This window comes from Paenibacillus sp. G34 (assembly GCF_056856875.1).
Window position 1 is genome coordinate 2135308 of sequence record NZ_CM166469.1, and the last position, 15529, is coordinate 2150836.

Here is a 15529-nt window from a genome sequence, read left to right on the forward strand (position 1 = left end):
AAGTGATCTTAGTTGAAATGTCCTTATTGTGGTTATTTAGGTACCAAAGTGTTGGACTCCAGACCAGCCAATGAATCCAAATCCATCCGCCGCCGCCGCGAATGCGAGCAGTGCGCGAGAAGGTTCACAACCTTTGAAATGATTGAAGAAACACCGTTAATCGTCATTAAGAAGGACGGCAGCCGGGAGGAATTCAGCCGCGACAAAATTCTACGTGGTTTGATTCGTGCCTGTGAGAAACGTCCGGTATCGGTGGAAACGCTTGAGATGATGGTATCTGAAGTGGAGAAGTCACTGCGTAACACAGCCGAAGCTGAAGTAGAGAGTCGTCAGATTGGTGAATTGTTAATGGAGCAGCTGTTTCCGGTGGATGAGGTGGCGTACGTGCGATTTGCTTCGGTGTACCGCCAGTTCAAAGACATTAACATGTTCATGAAAGAACTGAAGTCACTGCTGTCCAAGGAAGATCTGGAGGACTAATGTAGTGGGGGAAAAGGAGAAGAGCAATCCGGAGCTGCGTCTGGTATATGCCATGCCGTTTGTGCCCGTAACATGAATGTTCTTCTCCATAGATTTCGGTGCTTCAGAAGGGTATTGACAGTCCAGAAGGGATTTTATATGATATAGAAGTCGCTTGTAAAATGAGTTTTTAGCAGTGCTGGACAAGATGTAACATCATATCCTGGGGCCTTAGCTCAGCTGGGAGAGCGCATCGCTGGCAGCGATGAGGTCAGGGGTTCGATCCCCCTAGGCTCCATACTAAGGAAAAGCCGCTCCGAAAGGGGCGGTTTTTTGTGTTTTGAGCGTATAAGGAGTGAACTTCAAGTTTTAGTTTATATGGACTGACTTATAGGGAAAGGGTTCACAGAATGCCTTTTATATAAGAGGCGTAGTCTGAAGCTAATGCTAGAAGTTTCTTTCGATTTAGCCCAATAGTCTAAAAACCTTTTAATATAATTTAGAGGTTTACTTAAGAGATGAAGATGAAAATGAAGGTAATATATAGCTGTATGTGTTTGGAGTTACTAAAGATATGATTATTTTCAAAGAAATTATAAATTAATTTCGAGTTAGCATAATAAAGATTTTACAGCAGACGATGAAGAAAATAAGATGTAATTATAAAATAATGTTATAAAATATAACATATGGATTATTGCGTTTTAGAAAAATATTAGCTTGGTGTCTATATTAATTAAAATACTTCCAGTGAGTGAGGTCTTCAATGATGTGGTCGTTCATTCTGAATGTTTATGAATACATAATTCTTGTTATTTCTTTAATAGATAACTTGGGCACTTGGATAGTTGTGAGGATTCTGCTCATGTATAGTTTCTTGCTTGTTTGTTTGACTGTTTTATTGGTAGTTTATGATATGCTTATAATTAGTTTCTCCCAATTGTTGGCTTATCTATATGAATTATCAAGAAAGAGAAGATCCATTTCTACAATAAGACTGCTCTCTGAATGGTTCTATTTGTTTGACAAGCTTTTATATAAAATTTCACCACACTTATTTCAATATAGTTGGCCAAGTGACAATGTGTTTAAAAAGTCAGATAAATACAGTCCGATTGTGCTATCTCGTACTTTAAATGCATTATTTATTAGCATGGTTGCAGTTAGCCCTACTAATTTTGTGGTTTGGGGTACAATTGCTATGTACTATTTTCCTACTGCCCCTATAACAAGCTATAATTGGCTTAGACAATTGTCTTTTGATGAGGTCTACTTAGCCCTTACAAAATTTGAGTATGAGAAAGTAAATGATTTTGTTAGCTTTAGTCTATTTGTTCTCTCTCTGCTGATCCTTTTACGGTTATCTTCTTCTTCATTTAAATGGCGTGCTATGATGAAAGTCAATGAGGAGAAGTATGAAAAAGTAATTAGATATCAGGAAACTATAGAGAACGAGTTATGGAAAATTAGAACCGGGTCATACACTAATATTGCCGAACTTAATCATAAAATCAGTTCTTTACCGAATATTTATTGTCAGTTAGTTACGAAGACTGATAATTACTTATTTGAAGATAATAAGTTAAAACGAGAGACGGGAGAGTCTTGGAGACATTTCCAGTACAGGAACATTCAAGATCTTTACAAAGGGCTTGAGTCTTTTCAAGTTCATCTACAGAAGATAAATGAAGTCTTAAAAGATATTTCTGATTTGAAAGTTGGTTATATTTATCTGAGAATTAACAAGTGTGTGAGGTATGAAACACTTAAATTGGGACTGTATAGAGAAACGCATCTTGATTGGGAACTGATTGAAGGAGATAAATTTCGGAAGGCTATTGAAAATAGGTTAGAGAAAATTTCATATTTATCTGATCTATTTATGAAATTTAAAAAAATTAATAATGGTATGCTAAGTAAAAATGAGTTCGTTGAAGAATATAACAAATATGGTGGTTCGGTTGCTTACGAGGACATAGTAAAGTATACAGAAAGTAAATTGGAAGAAGAACTAATAAATTTTAAGGGATTTCTCCATAGAGCACTGGAGGAAGCGATATTATCTCATACTGTCCTTGAGCAATATCTCACACTTTCGCATAAGAATACACGATTTAGTCTGTTTAAGATAATTTCTAACTTTATTACTAAATAGAATTCTGTTTAAATACTTCAATAAGATAGATGAAATTGAGACTACATTTTTTTGGTTTACTTAGTTACATGTTGAGTTATTGTAGTGAAAATGACTGCTCAAAGGAGAGCGAATGGAACCATAATAAGGTGAAATTCACGAGTCGCAAAAATGTGATTTTTAATAAGACCTATAACGAATGTAAGCAATTGACGTATCTGGAATTCCTAATATGATGAAATGAGTGAGGGGGTGTTTTATGCCGAAAAAAGATAATATGTTAGCCATCCTATGGATGTTGAACTCGGGAGAGAAGTTAACTGCAAAGCAAATATCCGAAAAGTTAGAAGTCAATATAAGAACCGTTTATCGGTATATTGATGCACTATGTTCTAGTGGGGTGCCTATCATATCTGACGCAGGTCATCATGGTGGATATAGTCTGCTGAATCATTTTATCAGAGCGCCTCTGCTATTTGATATGGAAGAAAAGAAGACACTTCTTCATGCTGCTATTTTTGCAAAAGAAGCCGGATATCCATTGACTGAGACATTAGAGAATGCGACATCCAAGTTGAAAATGTATTCGAATGAGCAACAGGAGAGCACACTAAACCAACAATTAACTGGATTTGAAGTGATCAACCGCATGGTCAGCCCTTCGAGTCAGCTCGTATTAGCAGAATTAGAGCATGCTGTTGAAAAGGAAATCACTGTAGAGATGGATTACCGTACAAATCATGATGAGAAGCCAAAGAACAGGATGATCGATCCGTATGGTATCGTATACTGGAACAATAAATGGTATACAGTTGCATTTTGCCACCGAAGAAATGAAATACGAAGTTTTCGAGTAGATCGGATTTTACGAATCAAGCGTACTCAACTCATTTTTAAGCGTCCTGAAGCTTTTTCTAGCCGTGACTTTTTTATGAAAAACCTGTTACCTGATCTTGTGGGGAAGGAAGGGTTAATTTCTTTAAGGATCGAAGGCAGGCCGGAGGCGTTAGACGAACTAAGCATGCATTGGTTTTTCGGTCATCATCTGCAAGAGCGAACATCTAATCAAGCCATCTTTTTATTTGAGGAAAAATCCATTCATAATTCTGTCCCTTATTTTCTTCTATCCTATGGTAAGTCCATTCGAATCATCGAACCCCAGCGTGTGAAAGACAGACTTGTTGCTATTGCAACAGAGTTAATGGAATATTATCAACAATAATAGCTTCACTGACAGCGGATGTCAGTGAAGCTATTTTATAATGAGATAGTCAGTGATTATCGATGGATTGTAGTCCTTGATAGATAAGAAAAGGGAGAAATTCAAAAATGAAAAACACAGTATATCTTTATGTTTTTGACAGCATGTCCGATTGGGAAATAGGTTATTTAACAGCCGAGTTGAACTCAGGAAGATACTTTAGAAAGGGGATAGCTCCAGCACGAATCGTTACTGTTGGGATCGAAAAGACTCCAGTAACTACGATGGGTGGATTGAAAATAACACCTGATATTACAGTGGATGAGTGCAACATTACAAGCGTAGATGCATTGATTTTACCTGGGGGAAACACATGGACAGAGGATATTCACAGGCCCATAATAAAATTTGCCGAGATGTGTTTACAGGAAGGGATCGTAGTTGGAGCGATTTGCGGAGCTTCCATAGGACTTGCTCAAGCAGGCATGTTAGATTCCCGCTCGCATACAAGCAATGATCTGGCGTATCTTAAAATGATTTGTCCGTCTTACACAGGCGAAGAATATTACAAATTGGACGTTGCTGTTACGGATGGGAAACTGATCACCGCTTCCGGAGTAGCTCCACTTGAATTTTCTGTTCATGTTTTAAGAGCGCTAGATGTATTCTCTCCAGAGACATTAGACGCATGGTATCATCATAATAAAACGCATGAACCTCAATATTTTTACGCGTTAATGAATTCAATTCAATGATAGCTCTACTCAAAGAGAAACGCCATCACATTTAAGTGATGGCGTTTTTTTGATGAATTACATCGTTAGCCTGTCTTCTTATTGGGAGTAATGTAAGGACTTTTTCTAAAAATGGTTCTTTAGGGGTCCACTTAAGGTTAGATATTGTTCAGTTTGAATCCGCTCGCGCTTAGGGCATGACTGGTTTTCGCTGCGCGAACATCCAATCAAAGACATCGGTGTAGTCATTGTTCCAAGCTGGCAAATTAGAGGACTGGGCCGTGGGAGCTATACTCCAAGTTCCCATCGTTATTTGATTGTAAAGAACCGCCGCTTCAACTTCATGCGCTATATAATCAGCCAGAACAGGTGTGTTGGCGGGATTCGGCCTCAGATTCGGCTGATCAAATTGATTGTATGGCCATGTAAGTACTTCATTACTCTCAAAGCGGGAAGCTCTCGCGTTAATCATTTTTGGCATATTCGTATTGATGTAGTTATTGAGGTTAGTCTGGTAGCTTCCAACATTATGAGCATTTAAAAACATCCAATAGGCCAGGGTGTTGTGAGCACCATTGGCGTTAGCATTCGGTGAACCGCTTACTGGAGCCATAGGTGCGGCGGCAGCGAAGAAGCCGGGATAGCTGTTAACTAAGTTGTTCGTATATTGGCCGCCCCAGGAGAAGCCTGCTGCGTAAACACGGTTAGGATTTACATCACCGCTGGCAATCAGGGAATCTATGACCTTCTTAACGTTCTCTGTTGAGGGAACAGATACGCCATTATAGGAAATATTCAGAATGTGGCTGGCGTATTTTTCAGGATTCTGTGCCATTTTTTTCATCAGAGCGACGGAACCGTTGGCGGATTTCATGGCTGCTTTTTGGTCTGCCGCTGCGTTTGTTCCGCCGCGTGACATGCCATGGGTATACACATACAGCGGTAATCCTTTCATCACGTTACCATCTTTATCCTTGTGAAGGTAGAGCGAGCGATTGACCGAATGATCCGCGAATGTTGTGAACTTATCAAGGATGGGATTCACAACTTTTTCCTGTTCAAAAACTACGTTTTGAAGCGGATTTCCTTCTGTCAGTACGATCTCACCCTTTGGGATGAGGGTGTAAACCTGTTTTGTAGAGTTACTACTGCCATCCAGTGTTGTATTGCCGCCGCTTTCTGAATAAAACTCAGACTCAACGACGATGTAGCGGCCACTCGCCAGTCCGTCCTGATAATCTGGCGAATTGCTTACCGGCCCCACATAGCCTCGTACCTTAGGTTCATCATTAGCATATACCCTTGTGATCTTGCGTGGTCCTTGTAAGGTAACCGCTTCACCGTTCAGGGTCGTATTCCTGGCCGATAAGGCAAACAAGTCTGGACGAAGCTTGGAGCCTAACGCCGCATTCCCCTCGCCTAAGTCAATGATAACAGCCGTTGTGTACTCGCCACTGGCAAAGTTGTCATTCCATACGACAAAGGGAAGTATGTCTGCGTCGGGATCGTTTTTGAATGTCGCATGAATGGTATGATCATTTTGAATATTCGTAAAGGTATAAGTGCCAGCAGAGGGGGTCACGGTCTCGCCATCTACCGTTACCGTATCCACAACTTTACCGGAATCGGGGGTAAACGATATTTCTTTGTTAGAGCCTGGGTCTACTCTAAGCACATCGCCGGGTGGGTTCGACATGATCGAGCCGCCCGGTCCGGCAGTGGCGGTAATGGATAATCTAGTGTCTAATTCATTAGCTGGGATGAGCTGCAGGCTGTCTGTAAATGAATCAGAGCTGGTATAAGCTGCGTCTGGAACTCCAAAAGAGGAAACGACTTCATAGCGGTCACCGCCGTTTACTGTCGAGTTATTGATATAGACCTCGAAGGTAAGATTTCCTTCCTGTAAGATCAAATCTCTTTTGGGTATTCTCATCTCCACGATATATCCGGAATCCGTGATCTGGGTCCATGCAGCTCTGCCTGGAGCGGCCTGCCCTGAAAATACCCCCGTCGCGCTGACACGCCACTGGTTCGAGCCACTGGTACCGGTACCCACATAAAACTCCAGGCTGTCGTACCGGTGATCTCCGCCAGCTCCCTGATATAGATTACTGTCATTCACAACTACGCGGGCATACAGGTAGCCATGATCCCAAAGGATTCTGGCTGTACCCGTGGCATGGGGTCTGGGGTCGGTGGGTACCGTGCTTTTGTTGATGTGATGCTCCATGGTTTGGCTCCAGAGGGGGTCGTTTGACCCGAGTTCGGGAGTTCCGAAAATGGCAGTTGGTGTTTCATTCGTTACGGTTACGTGCTCGATGTTGTCATTGCCGACAGCATAGCTCGTAGGCATTAGCGAGGCCACCATTACCAAGCAACAAAGGAACGCGAGCATTTTTCTAAATCGTTTTGGCATAGATGCAATCCTCCTTATTTTTTGATCCGGTACGCTCATGGTTTACTCGCATCCGTATTTGGAAGCGTTATCAAGTTGACAAGCGCCCAACTATATATATTATGTTTATCTGGTGTTAAATCCTTTAATTTCAATGTAGAGTATATTTTGGAATGAAAACGATGACTTCGAGGTATAAAAACGATGACTTCGAGGTATAGGGACAACGCTTCAGTCCACATCAAATATCAAATTGAAATAAAAAAGTCCACGTTATTAACATGATAGTACATTGAATTGAAATAGCGGAACACGTAATATGGAAAAATGTAAGCGTATTCATTTTGGGGTGGTTCTCTAGTTTCTTGAGTGAAGGGGTCTTGGTTCGAAAGCGAGCTATGGTTTTGTGTACTTCTGAAAATTAAACGAGGGGAAGAATGCTATGCGAAAGAGAATGACAAACATCACTTTGGTTTTACTGTTGACCTTCAGTAGCTGTTTTAATTGGGGTATGCCATTTAACAATCAAGCTTCAGCTGACCCAATAACACCAACGATGTTGGCGCATTATCCATTGCTTGAGGATGTATTGGATACGTCAGGTCATGGTAAGCATGGAACGGCAGTAGGCAACATTACGTATGCTGATGGTCTTACTCTGCCTGGTGGGACAGATAGCAATACGAACTATGTGCAACTTCCTACGGGCTTGTTCGATCATCAAGAGAACACAACCATATCTGTATGGATCAAGAGTAACACCGGACGCGGAAACTACGCAGCATTATTCTACGGTACGCCAGCAGCTGAAAATCAATTGCCAACGAATTACTGGCTGTTTAATCCATCCAATCCAAGTGGTGATTTTAAGTCGGTTGTTACAGATCAAAACAATGTTGACCAGCCTTGGACGACGGAGGTAGGCGTATCAGGCCCTTCTACGTCACAGTACGAAGGTCAATGGGTTCACTATACAACGGTCATCACAGAAGACTCTATTACAGGTTACATTAACGGAGTAAGTACAGGCACCGTTGCCAAAGAGAAAACAACAGCAAGCTTTGGCACGGATTTGCAAGCTTACATCGGTCGCTCCAATTATTTAGGGGATGCTACTTTTGCAGGTAGCTTTCAAGATTTGAGAATTTACGGAGAGGCACTAAGTAGTGATGATGTCGCTGGAGTATATCAACATTCGCTCGATGAAAAGCAAGTACAACTAAGCAAAAAAGAGCTAACATTAGGTGACCTATCTGCTGTTACCGAATCTCTTGAACTTCCTTCTTCTAATAAGTACGGTTCATCGATATCATGGACTTCCAGTGATGAGAGTGCGATTAGTCCAACGGGGGAAGTGTTTTTACGAGAAATGGAGCAACAAGTGACGTTAACAGCAATCATTTCTTTGGGTGCGAACCAAACAACGAAGGCGTTTATCGTCACCTTGCTATCTAAGGACGCCTCTATTGAGCAGATTGCGGTTAAGGGTGTTTCGCTTAATAAACCTGAACTTCGTTTATCAGTGGGGGACAGCGAGACACTCGTGGCTACAATTTTACCTGCGAATGCAACGAATAAAAGAGTTACCTGGACATCGAGTGATTCCAGTGTAGCGAATGTCGATTCGGCGGGTAACGTTACAGCGGTTAGTGAAGGGACAGCCACCATTACGGTACAAACGAAAGATGGAGATTTTACAGCTGTATCCGCTATTCACGTTCAAGCCAAGTCGCAAAATGATGATCTGATTCTTCATTACAACATGAAAACCACTGAAGAAGTAGATGGTCAACTTGTACTGAAGGATGTCGCCAACAAGCAAGTTACATTTGATGGGATATTTAAAAATGCAAATAATGGACAATTCATTTCGAACAGTGAGGTTGGTTTTATATCCTTCAATGGTGGAAGCTCTACATCCAATAGTGGATATGTCGAGATTCCTAAGGGCTCCAATGGACTTGATCTACTACAAGGTCTGAATGAGATTACCGTATCTTCCATCGTAAACTGGACGAATGATGGTACGAATCGCTGGATCTTCGGTTTGGGTACGGTGTTAACACCGGAAACGAACAAATATTTTTTCGTAACCCCACGTCACGGTAGCGGATCAGGCAATATGATTGCTACAGGTATATCCAAAAATGGCTGGCCGAACGAAGCATTAGTCACAGGCAGCGCAAACTCCAATCTGATCGGTGGACAGTGGAAGCATGTAACGGTGTCCTTTTCTGAAGCCAGCAACACGATCACATTATTCGTGGATGGCGTAAAGGCTGCTTCAGGTAATGCGAAGGGACTAAAACTGTCAGACATCATTAATCCGGATTCTACGTTCTCTGGTTTTATCGGAAAGTCCATCTTTGCGAACGATCCATATCTTCAAGCAAGCGTAGCTGATTTCCGAGTATATGACCGTGCGTTGACGGAGCAAGAAATGGGCGAGTTATATCAACAAGAAGCCGTAACTCACATCTCGAAAATACGTCAGCTTACTGTTGATGATGCAGCGAATCAACTTCGCATGGATCGTTACTTGGACGAGGCAGATCAGAGTGCGGATAAAATAACGAAGAATGTTACCTTACCGACAAGCGGTAAAAACGGCGTAAGTATCACCTGGAGTTCCAGTCAGCCTGCGGTTATTTCTAACAGTGGCACTGTACAACGTCCAAATGCTCAGTCAAACGATGTTCAAGCAGAGCTAACGGCTACATTAACGTATCAAGGCGTATCTACATCGGCTGTATTCCCTATTACGATCTTGAGGCAATTTGATGACCAGCAGAAGGTTGATCTGGATGCTGAACAATTAGAGATCTACAATCGAGACAACGTTAAAGGCAACTTACGTCTTATGACTACAGGTGAACAAGGCTCCACTATTACGTGGACGTCTAGCAAACCTAATGTTGTTAAAGGAACGGCTGAAACGGCTGGTAATGCTACACAGCTAGGCTGGGTAAGCCGTCAAGCTACGGATATATCCGTTTCGTTAACAGCCACAATTACAAATGAATCAGCTTCTAAAAAGCGTACATTTGACCTTACCATTAAAAAAGCAGCTGCGCCAGTACAGCTTGATGCGTACTTCTTTGCGTACTTTACAGGTGAATATGAGGGTGGTGAAGAAATCTCCTTCGCTACAGCCGAAGATCCATTGTATTGGAAAGCACTCAATAATGGGAAGTCGATCCTTCAATCGAATATGGGAGAAAAGGGACTTCGTGATCCATTCGTTATTCGTTCAGCAGAAGGTGATAAATTCTATATGCTGGCAACCGATTTGAAAATGGGAGAAAGTACGAATTTCGACCAGGCTCAAATTACAGGTAGTCATTATATGATGGTCTGGGAGTCGGAGGATCTCGTTAACTGGAGCGAGCAGCGAATGGTCAAGGTTGCTCCCAAGACAGCAGGAAATACGTGGGCGCCTGAAGCGATCTATGATTCTGCAACCGGAGAGTATATCGTATTTTGGGCATCATCGATGAAAAATACAGAGACATACGGTGATTATAACGGGAGACCCGCAGGTCAGTATAATGTGATGTATTATGCAACAACACGAGATTTCTATAACTTTTCAGAGCCAAAGGTCATGATCGATGAGTCACTGCCAACCATTGATACGACGTTTATTGAGCATAATGATATGTTGTATCGATTTACCAAATCAGAAGTCAATACCAAAGTGTATGTAGAGAAAGCACCAAATTTCTACTATGACAAGGACGGTATTACTGCCAATGGCCTTCAATACGACGCTGTTCCGGGTACACGTGATAACAAACTTGGCTTGATTGGAAAAAATGGAAACAACGAAGGACAAACCATATTTAAGGATATTCATCAAGACAAGTGGTATCTGTTACTGGATTCATGGCCTTATCATGTACGATATACAACAGATCTGGATAGTAGCACGCAATATATGAACAATGTATTAAGCAGTGATCAATATGCGCTTCCGCCAGGACCAAGGCACGGAACAGTGATTCCAATCTCACGTGCGGAGTACAATACTTTGCAAGAGAAGTATGCTTTGAAGGGACCTGCACCATCAACAGACCCGGTTGTACATTACTCATTTGATGCAAATACTGTGAATGGTACAACGTTGAACGACATTTCGGGGAATGGCCATCACGCAACACTAGTAGGTGGAGCAACGATTAATGAAGAGGATCGTATCGGTAAAACGGGGGCTTCGCTAGAACTTAATGGGGCAACCGGATATGTGAAACTGCCAGATAACCTGATTCAATCTTTGAATCTGGAGAAGGCTACGTTCTCTACATGGGTTCAAATGGACAAAAATCAAGCCAATCAAAGAATTTTTGATTTTGCTTCCGAAACAGGCAGACAGGTTAACCGCAACACCATGTACTTGAGTACTCAAGGCGATACAGGTAGTCTAGAGTTCGCTGTCGTAACCCCTTTTACAGAAAAATTTAGCAATGACAGCACGAAACTCGGATCAGATTATAAATATGCATTGCGAAATACTGGACTATTACCAACGAAGACTTGGCAACATGTTGCCGTTACTATGGATGAATTTGAAGCAGTACTGTATGTGAATGGGAAAGAGGTTAAACGTAGCTCGACATTTAATGTTGAACCGAGAATGTTACTGCAAACAACGATGAATTATATTGGTAAATCCAGAAATAATTCTGATCGTTTGTTTGATGGTAAATTGGATGACTTCCGTATTTATAATCGTGTATTATCTGGTCAAGAGATTGCAGCATTAGCAGATGAAGACGTTACTCCTCCAGTAGAGCAGCCATCTGGGGCTGAGCTCATTCTGCACTACGATATGAATGATATCGATCATGCGACTGCGACGGTTAAGGACCAAACCGGAAAATTCAACGGAAAATGGATGAATCCGTCTAAAGCAGAATGGATTCGTACAGAAGATGCTGGTGTGCTGAGCTTTAAAGGGGGTAGAACGGACTCCTATGTAGAACTGCCACAAGGAATTCTCGATGGATTAACAGATATCACGGTTTCATCGATTGTGAACTGGAGCGGTAAAAACGCTGCGGAGTGGTTGTATGCACTAGGAAGACCAAATAATAGTACGCACTACATGTATTTCACACCACGTTATAATGCTAACGGTCTAGCGCGTTTAGGCATCGCGACGAATGCCTGGAATAATGAGTCTTCAACTTCTACCACGGGCTTAAAGAATAATGAATGGAAAGTAGTTACGACGGTTGTTTCAGGCAAGGATGGTACACTAACCATTTATATAGATGGTGTTGCTGTTGCATCAGGCTCAACGAATGGAATGACGCTAGAACAAATAAAAAATACTTCAGGCAGCAGTGGATACATTGGCAAGTCATTTTATTCGGCTGATCCATACTTCGGCGGGTTGATTGCAGACTTTCAAATCTATGATGGTGCTATGACGGCGGCAGATATTACAACTCTTAAGGCTCGTGCGGATCAGAAGATTGCTTCAATGAAGGGCATGCTTGTATCGGCTGCGACAGAGAAATTAACAATCGATGAACTGCTTGCTTCGAATACATCCAAAGATGCGATTACAAGCGATGTAACCTTGCCAACTTCAGGTGCTTATGGCACAACAATAAGCTGGACAACGGATAAGAGCAATGTGATCTCAACTACAGGTGTCGTGACTAGACCAGATAACGCAACTGGTGATCAAGTTGTAACGTTAACAGCGGTATTTACCGATGGTGCAGAGACAACAAACAAAACTTTTACGTTGATGGTTAAAGCATTGCCGAGCGATGCCAATGCTGTAGATGAAGCAAAAGCAGCACTAGTTGTGCATAACATTCAGGATGTAAGAGGTCATCTCTCCTTACCGGCATCTGGATTATATGGATCAACGATTACTTGGACTTCGGCTCAACCAAACGTCCTTTCAAGGACTGGTGAAGTGCAACGTCTGATCCATGGTAGTGGAGATGTAGACGTGAAGCTTATAGCTACGATTACCTTAAATTCAGCATCCACTACGAAGGAGTTTATTGCCAAGGTCAAGGAACGGCCTGCTGATGAAAAATATGCAGGATACTTCTTCACCTACTTCACTGGGGAAGGTACTTCAACTGGTGAGCAAGTTTATTTTGCACTAAGTAACGGTAATGATCCGTTGAACTGGCGAGAATTGAATGAGGGTAAACCTGTACTGACCTCTACCTTAGGGGAGAAGGGAGTACGTGATCCATTCATTATTCGTTCGCCTGAAGGCGACAAGTTCTACATGATCGCCACCGATCTCAAAATCAACGGTAATGGTAACTGGGGCAGAGCACAGACATGGGGCAGTCGTTCCATTATGGTGTGGGAATCGAATGATCTCGTCAACTGGACAGATCAACGCATGGTAGAGGTTGCACCGGAAGAAGCGGGTAATACCTGGGCACCAGAAATCATGTACGACAAGACAACAGGCGAATATATCGTATTTTGGGCATCAAGAATGTTTGATGATGCATCCCATACCGGTAACGCTTATCAACAAATGATGTATAGCAAGACAAGAGATTTCTATACGTTTACTGAACCGAAAGTATACTTGGATTATGGATACTCCATCATTGATACAACAATGATTGAACATGATGGAAAAGTGTATCGTTTTACGAAGGATGAACGAGACAACGGAGTTACTGCTCCATTTGGCAAGATGATTTTCCAGGAGATGGGTGACTCGATCTTAGATCCAACCTTCAAGATGATTAATCAAGGTGTGGGTAACATGAAATGGGTCGAGGGGCCAACCATCTTCAAGTCGAATACAGAAGAAAAGTGGTATTTATTCGTAGATGAGTTTGGTGGAAGAGGTTATATTCCATTCGAGACAACCAATCTTGCATCAGGTGTCTGGACATTATCTTCGAACTACAACTTACCCGCTAGTCCGCGTCACGGAACGGTCATTCCGATTACACAAAGTGAGTATGATGCACTCAGTGGGAAGAGGATACCGGTTAGCGGAATTAGCCTGAACAAAAAGACATTGTCCATCGTAGAAGGTCAATCAGGGCAATTGACAGCTACGATCACACCGGCAAATGCAACGAAAAAGGAAGTAAGATGGCGCTCAAGTAATCCATCTGTAGCTACTATAAGTGCGACAGGTCAAGTAACAGCAGTTGCACCAGGAACAGCAATAATAACAGTAACTACAGTAGATGGTAATTTATCATCCAGCGCTACAGTGACGGTGACAGCACAACCACCAAGCAGTGATAATGGAGATGGTGGCGGTGGCAGTGGCAGTGGCGGTAACATCCCTGCCCCTACAGTACCACCAGCTTCTACCGGTGGACGTGAGCCAGTGGTGATGGACAACGGTCAGATAAACATTAAGCCAGTTGTTAATGAGAACGGTGCTTCTATAGTGAAGTTAAGCCCAGATACGGTGAAGCGTGCACTTGATCAAACGACCGGTGGTAAGCTACAGGTACAACTTGAAGGAGATCCAAGCTTGAACGAGCTAACCGTTGAGCTAGCGGTTGATCCCCGCTTAACAAGTGCAACTTCTAAGGTAGGTCACATCGAGGTTAACACAGGATCAGCAGTCGTAACGTTGGCTACCGAACGGCTTGGAGCAGAAACAAGCGCAGGGAAAACGTTAGGATTATTGATTAAGAAGATAACAGCTAATCAACTGCCAGCTAGCGCACAAGCTCGGTTGAACGATGAGATCGTATACGATATCAAGCTAACGCTTGATAGTAAGAAGCTTACGGAGTTCGATGGCCGAGATGATCTTGTGATTGCATTTCCATATACGCTGAAGGCTTCTGAGAATCCAAACAACATCATCGTATACGATGTGAAGGACAACGGAGAGCTAAGAGTCGTGATGAATGGTAAATACAATGCAGGGACAGGTCAAGTAGAGTTCAAACCAACGGATCTAAGTAAGTATACGGTAGCGTATGTTACAACGAACTTTCAGGATGTGACCCAAGTCTGGGCGAAAGATGCGATCTCGGCATTGGCAGCAAGAGGCATCGTAAAGGGTGTAGGGAATGGCGAATTTAATCCGAAAGGTCAGGTGACAAGAGCAGAATTTATCACGATGCTGATGAATATGTTGGATTTATCGGATGAGAGCGAGGCGGCAAGTTTTAGTGATGTGAAACAAGGAGAATGGTACTATGGAAATATCGCAATCGCGCAGAAGCTGGGGATTGTGAACGGGAAACCGGATGGTAGTTTCGGTGTACGCGAGAACATTACGCGAGAAGATATGGCCGTTATGGTATACAAGGCAATCCAAGTGAAGCAACTAAAATTACCAGATCGTGAAGCTAGAGTTTTCAAGGATAAAGCAAGCATCGCAAACTATGCGAAGCAAGCGGTAGAGACAATACAAGGAGCAGGCATCATAAACGGTGTAGGTAATGATGAGTTTGCGCCGAAGAAAACGGCTAACCGTGACGAAGCAGCAATGATGATCTATAATTTATGGAATTTGATGTAAGCTTGTTAAATATAGGTCAGTGGCTATGAATTGAATTTGATTAAAGGTTCTATACTAAACAACCCGCTAAATACAAGGATTTCAGAGTGTTTGGCGGGTTGTATTATTCATC

At 42.3% G+C, this 15529-nt stretch carries 6 protein-coding genes and 1 tRNA gene; 6 read left to right on the forward strand and 1 reads right to left on the reverse strand.

All coding sequences use genetic code 11. The features are described from left to right. The first annotated feature begins 12 nt into the window (after positions 1 to 12). The 5 genes from nrdR (at position 13) to AC1VYS_RS09815 (ending at position 4549) form a co-directional block, all read left to right on the forward strand. Positions 13 to 480, forward strand: coding sequence for a transcriptional regulator NrdR (gene nrdR / locus AC1VYS_RS09795; protein WP_090920285.1), 468 nt, complete (start codon positions 13 to 15; stop codon positions 478 to 480). A gap of 204 nt (positions 481 to 684) precedes the next feature. Next, positions 685 to 757, forward strand: a tRNA-Ala gene (locus tag AC1VYS_RS09800). Positions 758 to 1324: 567 nt separating this feature from the next. After that, on the forward strand, positions 1325 to 2614 hold the full coding sequence (locus tag AC1VYS_RS09805) for a hypothetical protein (RefSeq protein WP_482914076.1): 1290 nt from the start codon (positions 1325 to 1327) through the stop codon (positions 2612 to 2614). Positions 2615 to 2852: 238 nt separating this feature from the next. After that, positions 2853 to 3815, forward strand: a complete 963-nt coding sequence (locus tag AC1VYS_RS09810; protein WP_482914077.1) for a helix-turn-helix transcriptional regulator — start codon at positions 2853 to 2855, stop codon at positions 3813 to 3815. Between the two features lie 107 nt (positions 3816 to 3922). Then, a complete protein-coding gene (locus tag AC1VYS_RS09815) occupies positions 3923 to 4549 on the forward strand; it encodes a type 1 glutamine amidotransferase family protein (RefSeq protein WP_482914078.1) in 627 nt (208 codons plus the stop codon). A 169-nt stretch (positions 4550 to 4718) separates the two neighbouring features. Here the strand turns inward: AC1VYS_RS09815 and AC1VYS_RS09820 are convergent, their stop codons facing one another. Further along, complete coding sequence (locus AC1VYS_RS09820) at positions 4719 to 6944, reverse strand: sugar-binding protein (protein WP_482914079.1); 2226 nt, start codon at positions 6942 to 6944, stop codon at positions 4719 to 4721. 421 nt (positions 6945 to 7365) lie between these two features. Between AC1VYS_RS09820 and AC1VYS_RS09825 the strand changes: the two genes are divergently transcribed. Then, positions 7366 to 15417 (forward strand): immunoglobulin-like domain-containing protein, encoded by an 8052-nt coding sequence (locus tag AC1VYS_RS09825; protein ID WP_482914080.1) that lies wholly within the window; start codon positions 7366 to 7368, stop codon positions 15415 to 15417. Positions 15418 to 15529: the final 112 nt, after the last annotated feature.